The following is an 18,130-nucleotide window of genomic DNA, read 5'->3' as shown; positions in this document are numbered from 1 at the left end:
GGTTATGAAACCAATCGAAGCAGCACAAAACATAATTACATCACAATTTCCGAATTGTGATGTAGCTTTACTCGGCGGAAGCGTTGCACGAGGAGAAGCGACGAAAACATCTGACCTTGATATTGTAATAGTTGACCACAGTTTAACTTCTTGTTATAGAGAATCTTTCTATAGTAATGGATGGCCTGTTGAGGTGTTTGTTCATAATTTTGAAACATATAAAACTTTTTTCAAAATGGATTGTGATCGAGGGAGACCGTCGTTACCACAATTAGTTTCAGAAGGGATTGCATTAAAAGGGGAACAGGAAATTGTTGAGAAATTAAAAACAGAAGCGAATGATTTACTACATAAAGGACCAGCTAAATGGACCGAAGAAACGATTAAGCAGAAGCGATATTTTATTACGGATACTTTAGATGACTTTATTGGTGCAACGAAAAGAGAAGAAGAATTGTTTATCGCTAATTTATTAGCGGATTTAGTACATGAATATGTATTAAGAGTAAATGGTATGTGGCTTGGGAGTTCAAAATGGTTTATTAGAGTGCTAAGAAGATATGATGAGCAATATGCAAACAAATTTGTAGCGGCTTTTGATTATTTTTATAAAACGGGAGAGAAAAATGAATTAATTCATTTTATAGAAAAGACGTTAGAGCAGTATGGTGGAAGAGTGTTCGAAGGATTTTCTATTGGTAAATAAAAAGGGGAGAGAACAATGAATGTACCATATGTTCAATTAAGAGAATTGACAATAGATGATGTAGAAGATCGCTATCAATGGTCATTAGATAGAAATGTAACAAAGCATTTAGTTGTACCAGATCAATATCCTCCGTTCACTCGTGGAGATACGAGAAACTGGATTGAAGCTTGTATAAGCCGAAAAAATGGTTATGAACAAAGGGCAATCGTTACTGAGACAGGTATACATATTGGATGGGTAGACCTTAAAAATTTTGATAAAACAAATAAAAATGCAGAACTAGGAATTGCGATTGGAAATAAAGACTATTGGGGTAAAGGATTTGGAATGGCAGCTCTAAACAGCATGTTACAAATAGGTTTTTCCCAGTTTGAATTGGAGAAAATTTGGTTACGTGTAGATGAAGATAATACACAAGCTAAAAAGAGTTATGAAAATGCCGGATTTGTATGCGAAGGGTTAATGAGAAATGATCGATTGAGACAGGGGAAGTTCATTCATCGCAATCGTTACAGTATATTAAAAGAAGAGTATGAATCAAAAAAAGTAGCCTATAAAAATATTATGTAAATTAAAAAGGGGAAGATAAAATGATTCGATTACTTACAAAAGCGGATGCAAAACAATATTGGGAGTTACGTTTACAAGCATTACAAGTAAATCCAGAAGCATTTGTAACGACTTATGAAGAAGCAGTACGTCAAGAAAAACCTCTTGAACGTGTTGCTAGTAATCTTTCATCCAACAGTAGTTTTACATTTGGTGCTTTTAATAATGAAAATCGTTTAGTTGGGGTTGTTACTTTATTAACAGAAGAAAAGGACGCATATAAGCATAAAGGACATATCGTTGCGATGTATGTAGATACTGAAAATCGAAGAAGTGGTCTTGCACGTGATTTAATACGTAAAGCAATTGAAAGGGCAAAAGAGATGAAGCTAGAGCAATTCAATTTAGGGGTTGTGTCAACGAACGAACCAGCAAAACGATTATATGAATCAATGGGATTTAAAACGTACGGAATTGAAAAAAGGGCTATAAAAATGAATGGTGTGTATAGTGATGATGAACATATGGTGTTGTTCTTTTAAGAGAGAAAGTTTTGTATGAAAAAGGGGAAACTGCGACAATAAGATGGGGAATATGGCATATAGCAGATCATAATCGGTATCATCAAGCTCATATAAGTCGATTGAGGAAATTATACAGAGAATATAAACTACATATTCTTTAATTTTTGAATGAACGAACGCCTCTAAATAATAATTAAAGGAGGCGTTTGTTTTTATTCGTTCGCTTTTCTTCCCAAGCTATCATTCAATTTACTGGTTTCTCAATAGAAAACCAGTAAATTGAATGTGCAATAGTTGGTAGCCATCTTTTATAGCGGATGCGTATATTTTCATGGTGAGTATAGTGGGTCGAGATTAAAGTAGATTTTGCCCCTTGAAAATTTTGGTATGTAATGACCTCGATTTCATACCAATGCACTTTATTCCCATGTAAATCTACCACAATTCCTTCATTATCCCAAAATGAAATGTAAGTTTGTATGTAGATTTTTCATCGCGTATACTAAAATATATGTCATAGAGATTAAAAATTAAATACAAGGGGTTTTACAATGAAAGCAATTGTTATAGGGATACTGGCATCATTTTTCTTTGCCTTTACTTTTGTTTTAAACAGGGCAATGGACTTAGAAGGTGGAAGCTGGATTTGGAGTGCATCATTACGGTATTATTTTATGGTTCCAATGCTATTACTTATTGTTATGTATAGAGGGAACTTAAAGCAACTCTTTCAATATATGAAAAACAATCCGAAAGAATGGTTAGTTTGGAGTATCGTTGGATTTGGTCTCTTTTATGCACCGCTTAGTTTTGCTGGAGCGTTCGGACCAGGTTGGCTCGTTGCATCAACATGGCAAATTACAATCGTTGCAGGGATTTTGTTAACACCATTTTTTGCGGTGGATCCACTACATAAAAAACTTCCGATGAAGGAATTAGTTATGTCGGGCATTATTTTATTCGGTGTTGTTCTCATGCAAGTAGAACATGCTTCTTCATTAGGTATTCGTGAAACCATTTTATGTGTAGTTCCTGTAGTTATTGCAGCATTTGCGTATCCTCTTGGAAATAGAAAAATGATGCAAGTTTGTAAAGGGGAATTAGATGTATTTCAGCGAGTACTCGGTATGACATTAGCAAGTTTACCATTTTGGTTTTTATTATCTGGTTACGAAGTATCAACTGGCGGATTACCGTCAAGTAGCCAAGTTTTTCAATGTTTTATTGTAGCAGTTAGCTCTGGGTTAATCGCGACAGTATTATTTTTCTTTGCGACAGATCTTGTAAAAGATGATCCGCAAAAATTAGCAACAGTGGAAGCGACGCAGTCTGGTGAAGTTTTATTTGCGCTAGTAGGAGAGCTGATCTGGTTATCTGCACCAATTCCGTCATCATTATCTTGGATTGGTATGAGTCTCGTTATTATTGGAATGATACTTCATAGTTATGTGGCTGTCGTTGTAAAAAAAGAAGAAAAAATAACGGCGTAATGAGATTAGCTCTTTTTATTAAGAGCTAGTCTTTTTTCATAGAAAGGGATGAAAGTATGAATATACAGCGCGTTGAACAAATTGAAAAAGATTCAATATTAAATGTGCTACAATATGCTGTCGGTCCAAATGAAATAAGCTTAAAGAAGGCAGTAATATTTTATCAAAGTAATAAAGGGACTTTGTACAAATATGAAGAAAAAGCTTGTCTAGGTATTGAAATAATCGGAGAAACTAAAGCAAGAATATGTCATATAGCAGTGGCTCCAGATTATCGTCAAAAAGGAATTGCACTGCAAATGATTAAAGAGATTGTAAGAGTATACCAATTGACTTATATAGAAGCGGAGACAGACGATGGGGCGGTAGAATTTTATAAAAGAATTGGTTTTCAAGTTAAAAGTTTAGGAGAAAAATATCCAGGGATAGAAAGATTTCATTGTTACATGGAAAAATAGCATGAAAATATATAATTGTACATATTGAATATAGTTTGAAAAAAATAATAATTTCATTATATAATATAGGTATCTGGAAAAATATAGATAAAAGAAGATAGGTGTATAACACGTGAGAATGGAGAAAAGTAAGTTTATAAAAATAGCTACTTCAATAGGGATGTCATCTTTTTTATTAACAGGTTGTGGTGATTATGAAGAAGAAACTGCTCAGCAAGAAAGTACAGCTGTTAAAACAGATGGTGCAAAACAAAGAAATGAACAAGAAACATTAAATTGTGATGATAAAGCCCCAACCAATGAAAATATAGAGACAGATGAGTTATGCAAGGAAAATAATCCGTCATTTTCATCTTATCATGAAAACTCTCATTTACCGATACTTCCATTTGTAGCAGGATATTTATTAGCGAGTAGAACTTCAAATATGAATTATACAGCAAAACCAAATTTAATGAAGAAACCATATGCAAATAATGTTATTCCATATCGTGAAAAAGATGAGCGTAGAACAGGTGGCGGTAGTAGCGGTGGTTATTCTGGTGGTTCTAACGGTAACAATAATTCTTCCAATAAAGTGGATTTAAATAAACAGCAGCCAAATCCATCCAATAAAGTAACACCAGATACAAATACGCCAAAATCATCTACTACGCAAACACCGAAAGTAAACTCTGGTTCAAGTGGAATTGGAAACGCAAAAGCGCCAGCAGGATCCTAAAACGAAAGGGTAATGGAGTAATGTATACACAACGAGAGCAAGAAGAGTATATGAAAGTATGGTTTTCACTTGCAGAAGAGGCTAGTAGGAATGGTTTCACTTGGCCTAGTCTGTTAGAGAATGAAGAATGGAATCAATATATGGCAACAGGGATGTATCGCATGCCAGCAAAAACTTATACTGCTATCTCAAAAGCGACAGAAGAAATCATGTATGTGTTATATAGAACGTATCAATATATTGTAAATACGACAGAAGATTTTCAAAAACTTGGATTTCCAGCTGAAGCGTGGGAAATGGCGAGAATGAAACATAATGGTTTATTTTCATATTTTACAAGGTTTGATTTTATCGTAAATGGTGACGATATAAAATTAATAGAAGTAAATTGTGATACGCCAACAGGCTATTTAGAACCGTCTGTCGCAAATGAAGTGTTATGCCGTTATCATGATGTAAATCACCCAAACCATATAGAAGAGCATATTGTGCAAGCATGGGAACAAATTAAACATGACTATCATATAGGCCCTGAAGAGACGATATATTTTACTAGTTATGATTGGCACGATGAAGATAGACAAACGGTCCAGTTTTTAAGAACGTATTGCTTAAATCAGTCAACGGACTATGTAGGAATACAAGACATTGTCGTTGCGGAAGATGGTATATATACGCCAAGTGGAGAAAAAATAAAATATTTATATAGACTGTATCCAATAGAGTATTTAGTAACGGACGTTGATAAGAATGGGAAAAGGATTGGTTTGCAATTTTTAGATCATATTGCGCAAGAAAGAGTGAAAATTATTAATCCGCCAGCCGCGTTTGTTATGCAAAACAAAAGTGTACTCGCACTAATTTGGAAGTTTTATGAAGAAAGTGTTTTCTTTACAGAAGAAGAGCAAGACATTATTTATAAATACTTTCTACCAACATATTTTTCAAATAAGCGATTTCTAGAAAGACATGAATCATACGTTTCAAAACCTGTATTTGGTCGTGAAGGTGGCGGAGTATCTATATACGAAAATGATGAATTATTAGCTGAAGATAAAACAGAGTATTACTTTGAACAAAGGAAGATATACCAGCAATACATAGAAATGCCTGACTATACCATTGACACATGGGATGGTCCATATACTGGTAAACTATTAATTGGCTCTCACTGTATAAGCGGAAGAGCAGCAGGCTTATTTTTACGTGTAGGTGAGAAAAAAACGGGAAACTTATCAATGTTTACTGGGGTTACAATTGAAGGATAAAGTAAACAAAGAGCTCATCATTTGTGATGAGCTCTTTCGTCTATGTATAAAACAGCTTTTTATGGTTGGATGTAAAATCTTCACTTTCTTTTTTAATTTAAATCTTAATATTATAATTTAAATATTTTTGTGTAATAATATTACCATTTTTTATAGATATGAAAAATGATTAAGTTAAAAATTAAGAAAAATATGATAATATATTTATATAAAAGTTTAAATTTACGTAGCTAGTGGGGGAACCAATATGAAAATGAATGAAATAGTTGCAAGTACACAATTTCCAAATACAATCGAAACAATAACAAAAGATTTAAAAGCATTAGGAGTCGAAAAAGGAATGACAATTATCGTTCATTCATCACTAAGTTCTATCGGGTGGATATCTGGTGGTGCGGTTGCTGTAGTAGAAGCATTAATGAAAGTTGTTACGGAAGAAGGAACGATAATAATGCCAACGCAATCTTCGGATTTGTCCGATCCGAAACATTGGTCAAGACCACCTGTACCGGAAGACTGGTGGCAAATTATCCGAGATAACGTCCCAGCATTTGATTCACGTATAACCCCAACAAGGGGAATGGGTGAAATAGTTGAATGTTTTCGTACATATCCGAATGTAGTACGTAGTAATCATCCGTTAGGAAGTTTTGCTGCATGGGGAAAACATGCAGTAGAAATAACAATGAACCATTCGTTATCAATGAGCTTTGGAGAAGAATCTCCATTAAGAAAAATATATGATTTAGACGGGTACGTATTATTAATTGGTGTTGGATATGATTCCAATACGTCTGTTCATTTATCCGAGGTGCGTTCTGGTGCATGTGAGTTAATACAAGTAGGAGCACCTATTATAGAAAACGGTGAAAGAGTGTGGAAAGAGTTTGTTGAAATGGATTACGAATCTGAGAAGTTTGTAGAAATTGGTGTGGAGTTTGAGCGAAAAGGAACTGTAAAAAATGGGAAGATAGGGAATGCAACGTGTCGTCTAATGAAACAGCGTGATATAGTTGACTTTGGAACAGAATGGTTTCGTAAGAAAAATTAGTAAGGGATGGTTACAATGAAGGGGAAAAAGGTATTAATTACGAGCGGTGGTTGTCTAGAAAAATGGGATCAAGTACGCGGGCATACGAATATGGCCAAAGGTACAATTGGAAGGATAATCGCAGAAGAACTTCTAGCTAAAGGGGCACATGTTATATATTTACACGGTTATTTTGCGGAGAAACCGAGTGATGTACATAGAGGGTTAGAATTACATCCGTTTGAAGGAATCGTTGATTTACAAGATAAAATGAAAAGTATCATCACACATGAAAAGGTTGATGCAGTCATTATGGCAGCGGCTGGATCAGATTGGATTGTGGAGAAGATTTGTGATCAAGATGGTAATGTTCTTAATATGAACGGAAAAATTTCAAGTGATATAGCACCGATTATTCATTTTCAAAAGGCTCCAAAAGTATTAAAACAAATAAAAGAATGGGACCCAGAAACAGTGCTTGTTGGTTTTAAACTTGAAAGTGATTTAAGTGAAGAAGAACTGTTTGAAAGAGCAAAAAATAGAATGAAAGAAGCAAGGGCGAATGTAATGATTGCGAATTCACCACATTCTTTATATTCGCGCGGAGCTGTGCATTATGTAATTGGACAGAATGGTAAAGGGAAGTTGTGCAATGGGAAAGATGAAACAGCGAAAGAAATTGTCAAAAGCTTAGAGATATTATGTAATCGTGTCACTGCTTTTTAAAATTAAGTTTTTAGATAAGAATGAATCCGCATAGTAATAAGTAAGCGAAACTTTAATTGGTGGGAATTTTACTTTTACACGAATGTGAAGCGTATATCAATCAAGAGCTATACACAGAATAATTGGTGAGGAGTGGATTCTATGGAACATTTATTAAAGCAAGCTATTAAACTTAGAAACGAAAAGAAGTATGTGCAGTCTAAAGAGATGCTTATAGGATTAACAAACTTTACAAAGGATGCAGAAGTACTGTATCAGTGTGCGTGGATACATGATGTAATGGGGCTAGAAACAGAAGCAGTTCCGTATTATGAGCAGGCAATCGCAAATGGACTTGATGGCGAATCGCTTTGCGGTGCTTATATTGGTTTAGGAAGTACATATCGTTGTATAGGGGAATATGAAAAGGCAATTACAGTATTAGAAGCTGGGGTGAAAAAATTCCCAGAGAACGCTCCGATGAAAGTATTTTTATCATTAGCAAAATATAACGTAAACGATCACGAATCAGCGATGAAATTATTACTTGAAACTGTCGTGAAAGTAGAGGAAGTAAAAGAATTTGAACGTGCCATTTCATTTTATAAAGACCATTTAAATGAGGTTTTTAAATAAAGGAGTGAACGTATGAAGGCTACACTATCACAAAGGCGAAAAGATATTTGGATTGGACTCGTCTCTTTAATTATGCTATCAAACTATTTATTGTATGCCCTTCCAATTGTACCAGTTGCGCCGAAAGAAGTTGTGCTTGGGTCATTATTAGATTGCATGTTTGTCATTCCAATCATCACGTATTTCTTCATTATTCGAAAAAGATACTCATTAACGTATATAGTTCCTGTTGTAATAGCTGGTTATATTTTTGCAAGATTTATTATTCCAAGTGACTATTTACAAGCTTTTTCATTCATCTCTTATATTATTGTTGCGGCTGAAATTGCATTTGTAGGTATAGAATTATTCCTTCTCTATAAAATTGTTAGAGTGCTTCCTAAAATAATAAAAAAATATAAAGAATATAGAAGAGAAAATTATTCCTTTTCTTATGCAATTGATGCAGCGTTTGACGCTACTATGAAAAGAAGTAAGTTAGTAGATGTCATTCTAACAGAGTGTAAGTTAATCTATTATGCGTTTTTATCGTGGCGTGAAAAAGTACCAACAGGTAAATCTGTATACTCATATCATAAAAAGACTGGTGCTATAGGTGTGTATATCATGATTATTCACGCAACAGTAATTGAAAGCATTGGTTTTCATTATTTACTACATCAGTGGAATTCAGTAATAGCATGGATTTTACTTATTTTAAATGTATACGCGATGATTTATTTTATAGCTGAAATACAAGCGATGCTCAAAAATCCCCTTGTCGTAACAGAAGAACAAGTAATCATTCAAATCGGATTAGGAAAGAAAATCGTTATGCCATTTACACAAATAGATAGTATTGCGTTCTACAAGGGGGAATTGCTAACGGCAAAAGAAGGGAAACAGGTATTGGATGCAACTGTTATGGAGTTCATAAAAGAACCTGCTACTTTTGAAATAACATTAAAAGAGCCAGTGAAAGCGCAGTTGTTATACGGCTTTTCTAAAACAGTAAGTCGTGTTTACTTAAATGTTGATGAAGAACGAAAATTTTATGATGCGGTTAAGGAAAAGTTAAAACATGAGTAATAGTGCTGTTAGTTGCATAAAAACAAATGAGCTTCCGTTAGAAGTGAAAAAATATGAAACATGGATAGTGAAAAACTCTTTCTAAATAAGAAGGAGTTTTTATTATGTACTTGTATAAATCATTATATAAAAAACTATATACTTCTTTATCACTACATAAATGGATATAATTGAGGATAGAACTAGCATAAGGGGAAACAAAATAATGAATAAGTTACTTACATCGAAAATTGAAATTATAGAAAGAAAAATCCGGTATAACTCAACAATAGTAGATCACAATTGCTTATTACTTGAAAAACAATCACAAAGTATCGTTTTGTTTCACGAGGTGCAGTATTCATTTACAATGACTGCAAATGATACTAAGTTAACAATCCCAAAAGGGAGTTATACAATCGCATATTACTGGAAAGATCGTCCGTACAATTTATACGTATGGAGAGATATAAAAGGAAAGTATTTAGGTTCATATTTTAATATCGTAAAAAACACACAAATAAAAGATGGAGTGGTTTCCTTTGAAGATTTAATCATCGATATTATGGTACTTCCAAATGGAGAATACTTCATATTGGATGAGGATGAAGTACCAGAACCATTAGGAAATTTCGAAGGTGGTTATGTGAAGAAAGCTCTTTATGGATTAAAAGAAATCATTCAAAAAGAGCTTCCATCAATAGTTTTGGAGACAGCCAGGGTGCAGAGGAAATAAAATTAAATTACATAAATATTTTGAATAGGAATGAGTAGTCTTAAGTTATACGATCTAACTTTTTTGATAAATCTAAGGTTAGTAGCATATTTCTTGAAATTACTCTTTTTTTGTAGAAATTTCGTCGCTTAGTTATTAAATCCCATCAAATGCATTTAGCGTGTGAGTTTTCTTATTGGTTACAGTGGATTAAAGATCATAAAAAATAGTAAGTAAACGATATCGTTTAAATAAACAAAAGTAAAATGTTCAAACAAATCATATGTATGTTTTAATAAAACCTAGTTGACTTATCGGAAAAATTTGTATAATATGTACTTAATTCTATAACGTATTGCTGATTGGAGAAACCAAAGGCATTTTATCAACAGATAAAATGCCTTTGGTTTTTTTATTGCACAAATACTGAATCTGTTCATTTATATGAATCATTTTAAGGAGGGGAAGAAATGACTGTTTCAATTGATGGGGTATCAAAATGTTTTTTGAAACAAACTGGTACGGTTCAAGTGCTAGAGAATATTAATTTTCAATTAGAGAAAGGGGATTTTGTTACAGTAATTGGTCCGAGTGGGTGTGGAAAAAGTACATTACTAAAAATTGTTGCAGGTCTAGATAATGATTTTGAAGGTGAAGTTGTTATTGACGGGGAGCCTATTTTAAAAACCAGCAAGAAACAAGGTTTTATTTTTCAAGAACATAGGCTTTTTCCATGGTTAACAGTTGAAGAAAATATAGCGGCAGATTTGTCGTTAAAAGATAAGTATGTGAAAGATAAGGTGAGAGAATGGGTTGAAATCGTTCGGTTAGATGGCTTTGAAAAATCGTATCCGAAAGAAATTTCAGGCGGGATGTCACAACGTGTTGCGATAGCAAGAGCGTTATTAAGAGATCCAAATGTATTATTACTTGATGAACCTTTTGGAGCGCTGGATGCTTTTACTCGAAGTCATTTACAAGAAGTATTGCTAAATATTTGGGAGCAGAAGAAAACAACAATGATATTCGTTACACATGATATAGACGAAGCGATATATCTTTCAAACCGAATCATCATTATGAGTGCAAAACCAGGGAAAATACATAAAGTGATTGAAAATAATTTGCCTTATCCGCGGAATAAAACTTCTCAATCGTTTCAACAACTTCGAACGAAAGTATTACAGCAGTTTGAATATGGAGGGTTGATTCAAACAAGTATATAGGAAAAGGGTGATTTTATATGTATAAAAAATTAAAAATTCTTTCTTTTGCTTTAGCTATATCAGTATGTTTGTTAGGATGTGAAAAAAGTACAGCAAGTAGTAAAAAAGAAGATGTAACAATACAAATTGGCATACAACAAGGATTAAGCCCGCTATTACTAGCAAAGAAAAAGGGGTGGTTTGAAGAGGAGTTTAAAAAAGAAGGAGTTAAAGTGAAATGGACAGAGTTCCAAAGTGGACCTCCTTATTTTGAAGCAATCGCATCAAACCGATTAGACTTTGGTGAAGTAGGGAATTCCCCAGTCATTTCAGCGCAAGCAGCAGGTATTGGATTTACCGAAATCGCCAATACAAGTTATGCGAGAAAAGGAACTGGAATTCTCGTTCGAAAAGATAGCAAGATTGCGAGTGTAAAAAAGTTGAAAGGTAAAAAAATTGCAGTAGCAAAAGGAAGTAGTGCTTTTAATTTATTATATCGAGCACTTGATAAAGAAGGGATTGATTCAAAAGATGTAAATGTCATTCAATTACAACCAGATGAAGCGCAGCCTGCATTCGAATCAGGATCAGTAGATGCATGGGCGATTTGGGACCCTTTCATATCATTACATACGTTAAATAAAGGTGCGAAGGTGATTGCAGACGGTGAAACATTAAATGTCTCTTCACCAGAATTTTTAATTACGAGAACAAAATTTGCGAAAGAACATCCAGAATTAGTTGAGAAATTCCTCAAAGTTTATGAGAAAGCACGTGTATGGCAAGATGCTAACTTAGATGAAGCAATAAAAGTATATACTTCTGTAAAAAAGATAGATGCGAAGATCGTAAAAGAAGTGTTTAATCACGACAAACCAATTTTAGTTCCAGTAACGAAGGAAATAATAGCAGAACAACAAAAGACAGCGGATTTTCAATATAAGCTCGGTTCTATAAAGAAAGAAATTAAGACAGAAAAAGTTGTAAATAATTCTTTCGTAGAAAAAGCATTGAAAGCGAAGTGAAAAGAGGTTTTGTAAAGTGGAAAATACGAAAGCTGTTATGAAACCAGCGAGTATAACGATTGAGAAAAACAGCGTCAAGAAGGTGCGAAAGTTAAATGTAAAAGTTTTAGTAAGGGCGATTACTATACCGGTTATTATATTAATAATTTGGCAGTTAGCTGGTGTATTCGGTCTTGTTTCTAAAACAGTTTTACCAACACCATTAGATATTTTTCTAGCTTTCCAAGATCTTATTAAAACAGGAGAGTTATTCGGCCATTTAAGTATTAGTGTATTTAGGGCTGCGGCTGGTTTCTTTATTGGCGGAGGCTTAGGAATCATTTTAGGAACGATTGTTGGATTTTCAACGAGAAGTGAGCAATATTTAGATCCATCTGTGCAAATGTTAAGAACTATACCTCATTTAGCTGTTGCACCGCTTTTCGTATTATGGTTCGGTTTTGGTGAAACATCGAAAGTGTTATTAATTGCAGATGGTGCATTTTTTCCTTTATACGTAAACGCATTTTTAGGTATTAGAGGTGTGGATTCAAAGTTATTTGATGTTGCGAGAGTGTTAGAGTTTAGTAAAAGAAAATTAATCACGAAACTAATTTTACCAGCTGCATTGCCTAACCTTTTACTAGGAGCAAGGTTATCGTTAGGTGTTACATGGGTGAGTTTAGTAGTAGCAGAACTTATGGGGTCTACAGAAGGTATTGGCTATATGATTATGGATGCAAGGCAATTTTCAAATACAGATATCGTATTTGTCGGCATAATTATATTTGCATTTGTTGGGAAGTTTTCTGACTCTCTAGTACGTTTACTAGAAGTGAAGTTTTTAAGATGGCGAGATAACTTTAAAGGTGAGACAGGGGATTAACATATAAATTATTAGGGGTAATTTATATAGAATGTGTTAGTATACGATTCAAAATAAATAAGGGGTGTGTAAAGGTATGGAATTATTATGGTTTATTCCGGCTTATGGAGATGGTCGATATTTAGGAACGACAAAACGAGGAAGAGCAGCTGAATATGGTTATTATAAGCAAGTTGCTGCGGCAGCTGATTATTTAGGATATACGGGTGTTTTACTTCCAACTGGTCAAGGATGTGAAGACCCTTGGGTGTTAGCTTCAGCTCTTGCTGCTGAAACAGAAAAACTAAAATTTTTAGTAGCAGTGAGACCAGGACTAATGTCACCTACAGTTGCAGCGAGGATGGCATCTACATTTGATAGAATTTCAGATGGGAGACTACTTATCAATGTAGTAGCTGGAGGAGATCCAGTTGAACTACAAGGAGATGGATTATATCTTGAGCATGATGAAAGATATGAAGCAGCGGATGAATTTTTAAAAGTTTGGAAATCGACATTGCAAGGTGAAACGATCTCTTTAGAAGGAAAACATATTAAAGTTACAGATAGTAAAGTTGTCTTCCCACCAGTTCAAACGCCCTATCCTCCAATATATTTCGGGGGATCATCAACTGCTGGAAAAGAAGTAGCAGCTCAACATAGTGATGTATACTTAACGTGGGGAGAGCCGCCAGAGCAAGTGAAAGAGAAAATAGAAGAAGTAAGAAAACTTGCAGAAGAGAAGGGGCGTACAGTACGATTTGGCATTAGATTACACGTAATTGTAAGAGAGACAGAAGAAGAAGCATGGGAAGAGGCCGAACGTTTAATTCAATATGTGGATAATGAAACAATTGAGCTTGCTCAAAAGACATTTGCAAGATATGATTCGGTTGGTCAAAAACGGATGACACATTTAAATAAAGGTACGAGAGAGTCGTTAGAGATAAGCCCTAATTTATGGGCTGGAATCGGACTTGTAAGAGGTGGGGCAGGTACTGCACTTGTAGGCAATCCGCATACAGTAGCAGAAAGAATAAAAGAATATGAATCGTTAGGAATTGATACGTTTGTTTTATCAGGATATCCACATTTAGAAGAAGCATATGATGTGGCAGAATTGTTATTCCCATTATTGAAAGACGAGAAGAAAGAAGAAAATAAAATTGTTGGTGAAATGATTGCTGATGCATATGCATTAAAAAAATAGTCAGAAATAAAGTTTCATCTATTTATTGCTTCATTTTGTTTATTGCCTGTTAATACGGGATAAAAAATCCGCAAGTTATTCGCTTGCGGGTTTTCATCGTAAATTATTAGAAAATATGGTAAAATTAAAGGGTAACTTAAGGTGCGGTTGGTTGTTCAATTATCACTTCTCCGAGTAGGAGGGGGGTGATAATACGTGAGTGAAATAGCGTTGCTACTGCAGGGTGGACTGTTTCTCGTTGCATTGTTAACGTTCGTCGTCGTTTTAATAGACAAGCTCAAAAAATAACAACCCACCTATGCCTATAGAATGTGGGTTGTTTTGTTTGTAAGAAACAAATAGGATAAATGAACAATCCAATCTGCTAAGTTACGTGGACTAGTGTGTAGCCGCACACTAGTCTTTTTTATTTATATACAATTTATAATTGGTTTATGTGATTGTATTGTTCTTTTCATACTCATTATAACACAGTGTCTTTTCATCAAGAAAGGAGACCGTATGTTCTGGTCCTTGTTATATAGTAGGTGCTTTTTCTTTAAACAGCCCATCCATATACTGTTTTAAACTTTGGACATGAAATTTCTGTGTATTCACATTATTTACACCGACAATGGGTGATGGAAGGTCAAATCTTTTTTCTGATAAATGAACGACAACATCAAAGATGTCAAACAAACGAATGAAGCAAAACAGACCGTCTTTATCGCTAAGTAAAATAAAGTAATGATTTTCACTACTTGTATTTAGCGTATTCCATAAAGAACTTTTGCTTAAATCACGTACAATGCTTTTTTCTTTTAGTTCCACGAAATCTGCATTTGAGAGAATGGTAGAGATATCAATTGCATCTTGATTTTCAAAGTAGCCATCAACTGTTTGTACAGCGAATGTATAAGCCATTTTTAATATACTCATTTTATATTTACGGTTATCTAATAGCAATTCACGTTGAATAGAACTCGCTACTTTCGTTACACGTTCCTCTTTCCAAATTTCATTATGTAAGGAAATATCGTGCTTTTTACATAGTTTCATAATTAATGCATTAGAATAAAGAATTTCGTCGCTTACTTCGACAACATCAGTCTCAGCAGCCGCAAGTTCTTCGCCGTGCTCATTCGTATAGAGTGGGGAATCAATTTGTCTTTTCATTTGTTCAATCTTAAATTGACTCAATTTATGCCTAATTAAAGGACGATCAATATTTGTTGTCATTTGTTCATGGCAAGTATCACAAATTGAGTTTGTGAAATAATATCCACATAATATTTCTGGAATGACATATTGTTCACTAAGTTCTTTCGTATCTTTTCTGCAAATGATGCATTGTGTCATTTTTATCACCTTTACCTGCAAATTTGTATGTAATCTCATTGTAGTGTATTTATCGGTATTTTGGAATATTGTAAAGGAAAATATTATGTGAAATTCATACTTATTTTGGTACAATGAAGAGAAGTGCTAGTTTAAAGGAGGCCATTTTTTTGAAATCAAAAGTGCACTTTTGGACATTAGAAGTGCTAATGGTTGTAGGAATCATATTTATTTGCACAAAAATATCATTTTTATTTCAACCGATTGGTATCTTCATATCAACATTATTTTTCCCAATCTTAATCGCGCTTTTTTTATACTTCATATTTAATCCTGTATTAATCTTTTTGGAGAATAAAAAAGTACCTAGAAATTTAGCGATATTGCTGTTATATCTTTTTATCATAACATTAACTGCGGTTGGCGTTGGAGTAGTTGTTCCTACGATTTCACAACAGCTAATGGACTTAGTAAAAAATATGCCAGGCTACATAAAAGAGGGAAAAGTATACATACAAGAATTATCACATCATAGGTTGTTTGAATGGTTATCTACACAAAACTACGTTTCCATTGAAACAATTGAAAAAAATGCGATTGAATACTTAAAAGATATACCAAATACAATTACGTCGAGTGCAACGGCTTTATTTGGTATTATCACGAACGTTGCGTTAGTTGTATTTACTGTACCGTTCATTTTATTTTACATGTTTAAAGATGGACATGCCTTTCCAGGAAAAGCGGTAAGTTTATTACCAGAGTCTTACCGTGAAGAGGGGCTTCGTATCATTAAGGAAACGAACGAAACATTATCTGCATATATTCAAGGGCAAGCGCTCGTTTGTATATTTGTAGGTGCTTTTACTTTTATCGGTTATTTAATTATCGATTTACCGTACGCTTTTGTTTTAGGAATTATAGCAGCATTTACAAACATCATTCCTAACTTAGGTCCATTTATCGGAGCAGCACCAGCTGTTATTGTAGGACTGTTCGTATCTCCGATGCAAGCCTTATACGTAATTATTATCGTAACAATTGTACAACAGTTTGAAAGTAATATTATTTCACCACGTATTATGAGCTCAAAATTAAACATCCACCCATTAACAATTATTATCCTAATTTTAGGGGTAGGTAACTTTGCTGGAATCATCGGAATGATTTTAGCAGTACCAGTTTATGCAGTAACAAAAACAGTTGTTTCGAACTTAGTGAGATTGTTTAAGACGAAGAGAAGTAATCGGAAATAGTAAAACCTGAGAAAGATACACCTCTTTTTAAGTGGTGTATCTTTTGTTTATAAAAAAATAATTAAAAGCGGGTTGATTTGATTTTATTATATATTTTTTATATATCAAATTCAGTGATGAACTTGTGTGATATAAGCTCTATAAAACTATGTGGAATCCCTCTGAACTATCCAAATCATTTCTTTACAGCGTGCTATTAACATCATAATCTACTCCTTTCAATTCTATATAGTTAAACGATTAAAGATGAATGTAGTATTTGCTTCTACGATCTCGAATTTCATTAATAACTTGATTATATTGTCTTTCTTGTTTTAATTCATTTTGAGATATTGTTTCTTTTTGAATCGTAATCGTTAAAAAGAAAAGGTGAAACTTCATATGTGAATTCCTCCTTTCGAATTGGAATTACAGATGACTACAGTAATGACTTTGTCTTTCTTTTACAGAATCCATAGCCTGATTAATTTGTCGTTCATGAAGCATTTCAGACTCAGAAAATTTATTTTTTTGAATGGTAATGGTTAAAAAGAATACTTTAAATTTCATAAAATAATTGCCCCTTTATAAGTGATTTAGAAAAAACGAGTGTAATAAGAAATTAAAGGTGACTACAGTAATGACTTTGTCTTTCTTTTACAGAATCCATAGCCTGATTAATTTGTCGCTCATGGAGCATTTCAGACTCGGAAAATTTATTTTTTTGAATGGTAATGGTTAAAAAGAATACTTTAAATTTCATTAGATAATTACCCCTTTATAAGTGATTTAGAAAAGACGAGTGTAATAAGAAGATTGGCGCTCTTTTACTTCGTCCATAATGTTTTGGATGTGTTGCTCGCGTAAAATCTCTTTCTGTGAGAGCTTACGTTTTTGAATGGTGATTGTTAAAAAGAATGCTTTAAATTTCATGAATATATTACCCCTTTAAAATATATTTTTAATACATTTGAGTGTAGTGCGAACTTTTAATGTCAGTTATTTTATCAGTCAGTCGTTTTAACTGTTGTTTACGATTGATTTCAGTTTCAGATAAAGTATTTTTTTGAAGCACAGTCGTAAAAAAGAAAATATGAAAAGTCATAAATGAATTCCTCCTTTCGAAAAGGAATTACAGGTGATCACAGTAAAGTGCTTGGCGCTCCTTAACATCATTCATAGCTTTTTCAATTTGCTGATTATGAAGAATTTCATCTTTGGAAATTGTATTTCTTTGAATCGTAATACTTAAAAACAATACGCTAATAGTCATTGAATGTTGCTCCTTTCTTAGAAAAATAATGTAAGAGACTAAAAAAATCGCGCAAAAAAACCACAGGAAGATACAGTTCTCCTATGGCTGGGCGTGAAAAAGCCACAGGAAAGTATACGACCTCCTGTGGCGAATTTATGAATTAAATGAAATAAAGTACGATTTTCAA

25 protein-coding genes and 1 pseudogene are annotated in these 18,130 nt (G+C 33.7%); 19 read left to right on the top strand and 7 right to left on the bottom strand.

Annotation, left to right across the window (positions count from 1 at the left end):
- The first annotated feature begins 4 nt into the window (after nucleotides 1-4).
- The 18 genes and pseudogenes from MR143_RS08435 (at nucleotide 5) to MR143_RS08350 (ending at nucleotide 14,424) form a co-directional block, all read left to right on the top strand.
- The gene (locus MR143_RS08435) at nucleotides 5-706 is read left to right on the top strand and encodes a nucleotidyltransferase domain-containing protein (RefSeq protein ID WP_000802427.1); all 702 of its coding nucleotides are present in this window, start codon (nucleotides 5-7) and stop codon (nucleotides 704-706) included.
- A 15-nt stretch (nucleotides 707-721) separates the two neighbouring features.
- On the top strand, nucleotides 722-1,279 hold the full coding sequence (locus MR143_RS08430; RefSeq protein ID WP_001102489.1) for a GNAT family N-acetyltransferase: 558 nt from the start codon (nucleotides 722-724) through the stop codon (nucleotides 1,277-1,279).
- Nucleotides 1,280-1,299: 20 nt separating this feature from the next.
- Nucleotides 1,300-1,800 (top strand): GNAT family N-acetyltransferase, encoded by a 501-nt coding sequence (locus tag MR143_RS08425; RefSeq protein WP_000620319.1) that lies wholly within the window; start codon nucleotides 1,300-1,302, stop codon nucleotides 1,798-1,800.
- Nucleotides 1,797-1,943: pseudogene (locus tag MR143_RS08420) on the top strand (DinB family protein); the annotation flags it as partial. The gene MR143_RS08425 and the pseudogene MR143_RS08420, both read left to right, overlap by 4 nt.
- Nucleotides 1,944-2,333: 390 nt before the next feature.
- Nucleotides 2,334-3,272 carry a DMT family transporter gene (locus tag MR143_RS08415; protein ID WP_000644589.1) on the top strand — a complete coding sequence of 313 codons (939 nt, stop codon included), beginning with the start codon at nucleotides 2,334-2,336 and terminating at the stop codon, nucleotides 3,270-3,272.
- Between the two features lie 56 nt (nucleotides 3,273-3,328).
- Nucleotides 3,329-3,730, top strand: coding sequence for a GNAT family N-acetyltransferase (locus MR143_RS08410; RefSeq protein ID WP_001025789.1), 402 nt, complete (start codon nucleotides 3,329-3,331; stop codon nucleotides 3,728-3,730).
- Nucleotides 3,731-3,842: 112 nt separating this feature from the next.
- Nucleotides 3,843-4,451 carry a hypothetical protein gene (locus tag MR143_RS08405; RefSeq protein ID WP_001242220.1) on the top strand — a complete coding sequence of 203 codons (609 nt, stop codon included), beginning with the start codon at nucleotides 3,843-3,845 and terminating at the stop codon, nucleotides 4,449-4,451.
- A 20-nt stretch (nucleotides 4,452-4,471) separates the two neighbouring features.
- Nucleotides 4,472-5,719: a glutathionylspermidine synthase family protein gene (locus MR143_RS08400; protein ID WP_242280702.1), complete on the top strand. Its 1,248-nt coding sequence runs from the start codon at nucleotides 4,472-4,474 to the stop codon at nucleotides 5,717-5,719.
- Between the two features lie 247 nt (nucleotides 5,720-5,966).
- Nucleotides 5,967-6,770: an AAC(3) family N-acetyltransferase gene (locus MR143_RS08395; RefSeq protein WP_000783346.1), complete on the top strand. Its 804-nt coding sequence runs from the start codon at nucleotides 5,967-5,969 to the stop codon at nucleotides 6,768-6,770.
- A 15-nt stretch (nucleotides 6,771-6,785) separates the two neighbouring features.
- Complete coding sequence (locus tag MR143_RS08390) at nucleotides 6,786-7,475, top strand: phosphopantothenoylcysteine decarboxylase domain-containing protein (RefSeq protein ID WP_000676728.1); 690 nt, start codon at nucleotides 6,786-6,788, stop codon at nucleotides 7,473-7,475.
- 141 nt (nucleotides 7,476-7,616) lie between these two features.
- Nucleotides 7,617-8,090, top strand: coding sequence for a tetratricopeptide repeat protein (locus MR143_RS08385; RefSeq protein ID WP_000400646.1), 474 nt, complete (start codon nucleotides 7,617-7,619; stop codon nucleotides 8,088-8,090).
- A gap of 12 nt (nucleotides 8,091-8,102) precedes the next feature.
- On the top strand, nucleotides 8,103-9,158 hold the full coding sequence (locus MR143_RS08380; RefSeq protein ID WP_000648427.1) for a hypothetical protein: 1,056 nt from the start codon (nucleotides 8,103-8,105) through the stop codon (nucleotides 9,156-9,158).
- A 205-nt stretch (nucleotides 9,159-9,363) separates the two neighbouring features.
- A complete protein-coding gene (locus MR143_RS08375; RefSeq protein WP_001037881.1) occupies nucleotides 9,364-9,873 on the top strand; it encodes a ribonuclease FAU-1 family protein in 510 nt (169 codons plus the stop codon).
- Between the two features lie 449 nt (nucleotides 9,874-10,322).
- Nucleotides 10,323-11,078, top strand: a complete 756-nt coding sequence (locus MR143_RS08370) for an ABC transporter ATP-binding protein (RefSeq protein ID WP_000218573.1) — start codon at nucleotides 10,323-10,325, stop codon at nucleotides 11,076-11,078.
- A gap of 17 nt (nucleotides 11,079-11,095) precedes the next feature.
- On the top strand, nucleotides 11,096-12,082 hold the full coding sequence (locus MR143_RS08365) for an aliphatic sulfonate ABC transporter substrate-binding protein (protein WP_000277091.1): 987 nt from the start codon (nucleotides 11,096-11,098) through the stop codon (nucleotides 12,080-12,082).
- Between the two features lie 16 nt (nucleotides 12,083-12,098).
- Nucleotides 12,099-12,947, top strand: a complete 849-nt coding sequence (locus MR143_RS08360) for an ABC transporter permease (protein WP_199717571.1) — start codon at nucleotides 12,099-12,101, stop codon at nucleotides 12,945-12,947.
- 76 nt (nucleotides 12,948-13,023) lie between these two features.
- Nucleotides 13,024-14,136 carry an FMNH2-dependent alkanesulfonate monooxygenase gene (gene ssuD / locus MR143_RS08355; RefSeq protein ID WP_000422250.1) on the top strand — a complete coding sequence of 371 codons (1,113 nt, stop codon included), beginning with the start codon at nucleotides 13,024-13,026 and terminating at the stop codon, nucleotides 14,134-14,136.
- 195 nt (nucleotides 14,137-14,331) lie between these two features.
- Nucleotides 14,332-14,424, top strand: coding sequence for a putative holin-like toxin (locus MR143_RS08350; protein WP_001289320.1), 93 nt, complete (start codon nucleotides 14,332-14,334; stop codon nucleotides 14,422-14,424).
- Nucleotides 14,425-14,652: 228 nt separating this feature from the next.
- On the opposite strand, the gene MR143_RS08345 is transcribed toward MR143_RS08350, so the two are convergent.
- On the bottom strand, nucleotides 14,653-15,474 hold the full coding sequence (locus tag MR143_RS08345; protein WP_000189712.1) for an HNH endonuclease: 822 nt from the start codon (nucleotides 15,472-15,474) through the stop codon (nucleotides 14,653-14,655).
- A gap of 149 nt (nucleotides 15,475-15,623) precedes the next feature.
- Here MR143_RS08345 and MR143_RS08340 point away from each other — a divergent pair, with 149 nt between their 5' ends.
- Nucleotides 15,624-16,709 (top strand): AI-2E family transporter, encoded by a 1,086-nt coding sequence (locus tag MR143_RS08340; RefSeq protein WP_000837892.1) that lies wholly within the window; start codon nucleotides 15,624-15,626, stop codon nucleotides 16,707-16,709.
- A gap of 240 nt (nucleotides 16,710-16,949) precedes the next feature.
- Here the strand turns inward: MR143_RS08340 and MR143_RS08335 are convergent, their stop codons facing one another.
- The 6 genes from MR143_RS08335 to MR143_RS08310 are packed head-to-tail and all read right to left on the bottom strand — an operon-like array spanning nucleotide 16,950 to nucleotide 17,961.
- Complete coding sequence (locus MR143_RS08335; protein WP_000668499.1) at nucleotides 16,950-17,090, bottom strand: YrzI family small protein; 141 nt, start codon at nucleotides 17,088-17,090, stop codon at nucleotides 16,950-16,952.
- 27 nt (nucleotides 17,091-17,117) lie between these two features.
- Entirely contained in the window at nucleotides 17,118-17,258 is a 141-nt protein-coding gene (locus tag MR143_RS08330) for a YrzI family small protein (RefSeq protein WP_000669805.1), read from the bottom strand.
- A gap of 52 nt (nucleotides 17,259-17,310) precedes the next feature.
- Entirely contained in the window at nucleotides 17,311-17,451 is a 141-nt protein-coding gene (locus MR143_RS08325) for a YrzI family small protein (protein ID WP_000669805.1), read from the bottom strand.
- Between the two features lie 26 nt (nucleotides 17,452-17,477).
- Nucleotides 17,478-17,621 (bottom strand): YrzI family small protein, encoded by a 144-nt coding sequence (locus MR143_RS08320; RefSeq protein ID WP_000668963.1) that lies wholly within the window; start codon nucleotides 17,619-17,621, stop codon nucleotides 17,478-17,480.
- 28 nt (nucleotides 17,622-17,649) lie between these two features.
- A complete protein-coding gene (locus tag MR143_RS08315) occupies nucleotides 17,650-17,793 on the bottom strand; it encodes a YrzI family small protein (RefSeq protein ID WP_000142730.1) in 144 nt (47 codons plus the stop codon).
- Nucleotides 17,794-17,820: 27 nt separating this feature from the next.
- Complete coding sequence (locus MR143_RS08310; protein WP_000156196.1) at nucleotides 17,821-17,961, bottom strand: YrzI family small protein; 141 nt, start codon at nucleotides 17,959-17,961, stop codon at nucleotides 17,821-17,823.
- Nucleotides 17,962-18,130: the final 169 nt, after the last annotated feature.

Source organism: Bacillus cereus group sp. BfR-BA-01347, from assembly GCF_022663835.1.
In the GTDB taxonomy this organism is placed as follows: Bacteria; Bacillota; Bacilli; order Bacillales; family Bacillaceae_G; genus Bacillus_A; species Bacillus_A thuringiensis_K.
Note: the sequence above shows the minus strand (reverse complement) of the source record. Positions and strands in the feature narration are given on the sequence as shown.

Bases quoted from the DNA above. Each gene is read 5' to 3' on its own strand.
- MR143_RS08435 (WP_000802427.1), top strand. From the start codon at position 5: ATGAAACCAATCGAAGCAGCACAAAACATAATTACATCACAATTTCCG.
- MR143_RS08430 (WP_001102489.1), top strand. From the start codon at position 722: ATGAATGTACCATATGTTCAATTAAGAGAATTGACAATAGATGATGTA.
- MR143_RS08425 (WP_000620319.1), top strand. From the start codon at position 1,300: ATGATTCGATTACTTACAAAAGCGGATGCAAAACAATATTGGGAGTTA.
- MR143_RS08415 (WP_000644589.1), top strand. From the start codon at position 2,334: ATGAAAGCAATTGTTATAGGGATACTGGCATCATTTTTCTTTGCCTTT.
- MR143_RS08410 (WP_001025789.1), top strand. From the start codon at position 3,329: ATGAATATACAGCGCGTTGAACAAATTGAAAAAGATTCAATATTAAAT.
- MR143_RS08400 (WP_242280702.1), top strand. From the start codon at position 4,472: ATGTATACACAACGAGAGCAAGAAGAGTATATGAAAGTATGGTTTTCA.
- MR143_RS08395 (WP_000783346.1), top strand. From the start codon at position 5,967: ATGAAAATGAATGAAATAGTTGCAAGTACACAATTTCCAAATACAATC.
- MR143_RS08390 (WP_000676728.1), top strand. From the start codon at position 6,786: ATGAAGGGGAAAAAGGTATTAATTACGAGCGGTGGTTGTCTAGAAAAA.
- MR143_RS08385 (WP_000400646.1), top strand. From the start codon at position 7,617: ATGGAACATTTATTAAAGCAAGCTATTAAACTTAGAAACGAAAAGAAG.
- MR143_RS08380 (WP_000648427.1), top strand. From the start codon at position 8,103: ATGAAGGCTACACTATCACAAAGGCGAAAAGATATTTGGATTGGACTC.
- MR143_RS08375 (WP_001037881.1), top strand. From the start codon at position 9,364: ATGAATAAGTTACTTACATCGAAAATTGAAATTATAGAAAGAAAAATC.
- MR143_RS08370 (WP_000218573.1), top strand. From the start codon at position 10,323: ATGACTGTTTCAATTGATGGGGTATCAAAATGTTTTTTGAAACAAACT.
- MR143_RS08365 (WP_000277091.1), top strand. From the start codon at position 11,096: ATGTATAAAAAATTAAAAATTCTTTCTTTTGCTTTAGCTATATCAGTA.
- ssuD (WP_000422250.1), top strand. From the start codon at position 13,024: ATGGAATTATTATGGTTTATTCCGGCTTATGGAGATGGTCGATATTTA.
- MR143_RS08345 (WP_000189712.1), bottom strand. From the start codon at position 15,474: ATGACACAATGCATCATTTGCAGAAAAGATACGAAAGAACTTAGTGAA.
- MR143_RS08335 (WP_000668499.1), bottom strand. From the start codon at position 17,090: ATGAAGTTTCACCTTTTCTTTTTAACGATTACGATTCAAAAAGAAACA.
- MR143_RS08330 (WP_000669805.1), bottom strand. From the start codon at position 17,258: ATGAAATTTAAAGTATTCTTTTTAACCATTACCATTCAAAAAAATAAA.
- MR143_RS08325 (WP_000669805.1), bottom strand. From the start codon at position 17,451: ATGAAATTTAAAGTATTCTTTTTAACCATTACCATTCAAAAAAATAAA.
- MR143_RS08320 (WP_000668963.1), bottom strand. From the start codon at position 17,621: ATGAAATTTAAAGCATTCTTTTTAACAATCACCATTCAAAAACGTAAG.
- MR143_RS08315 (WP_000142730.1), bottom strand. From the start codon at position 17,793: ATGACTTTTCATATTTTCTTTTTTACGACTGTGCTTCAAAAAAATACT.
- MR143_RS08310 (WP_000156196.1), bottom strand. From the start codon at position 17,961: ATGACTATTAGCGTATTGTTTTTAAGTATTACGATTCAAAGAAATACA.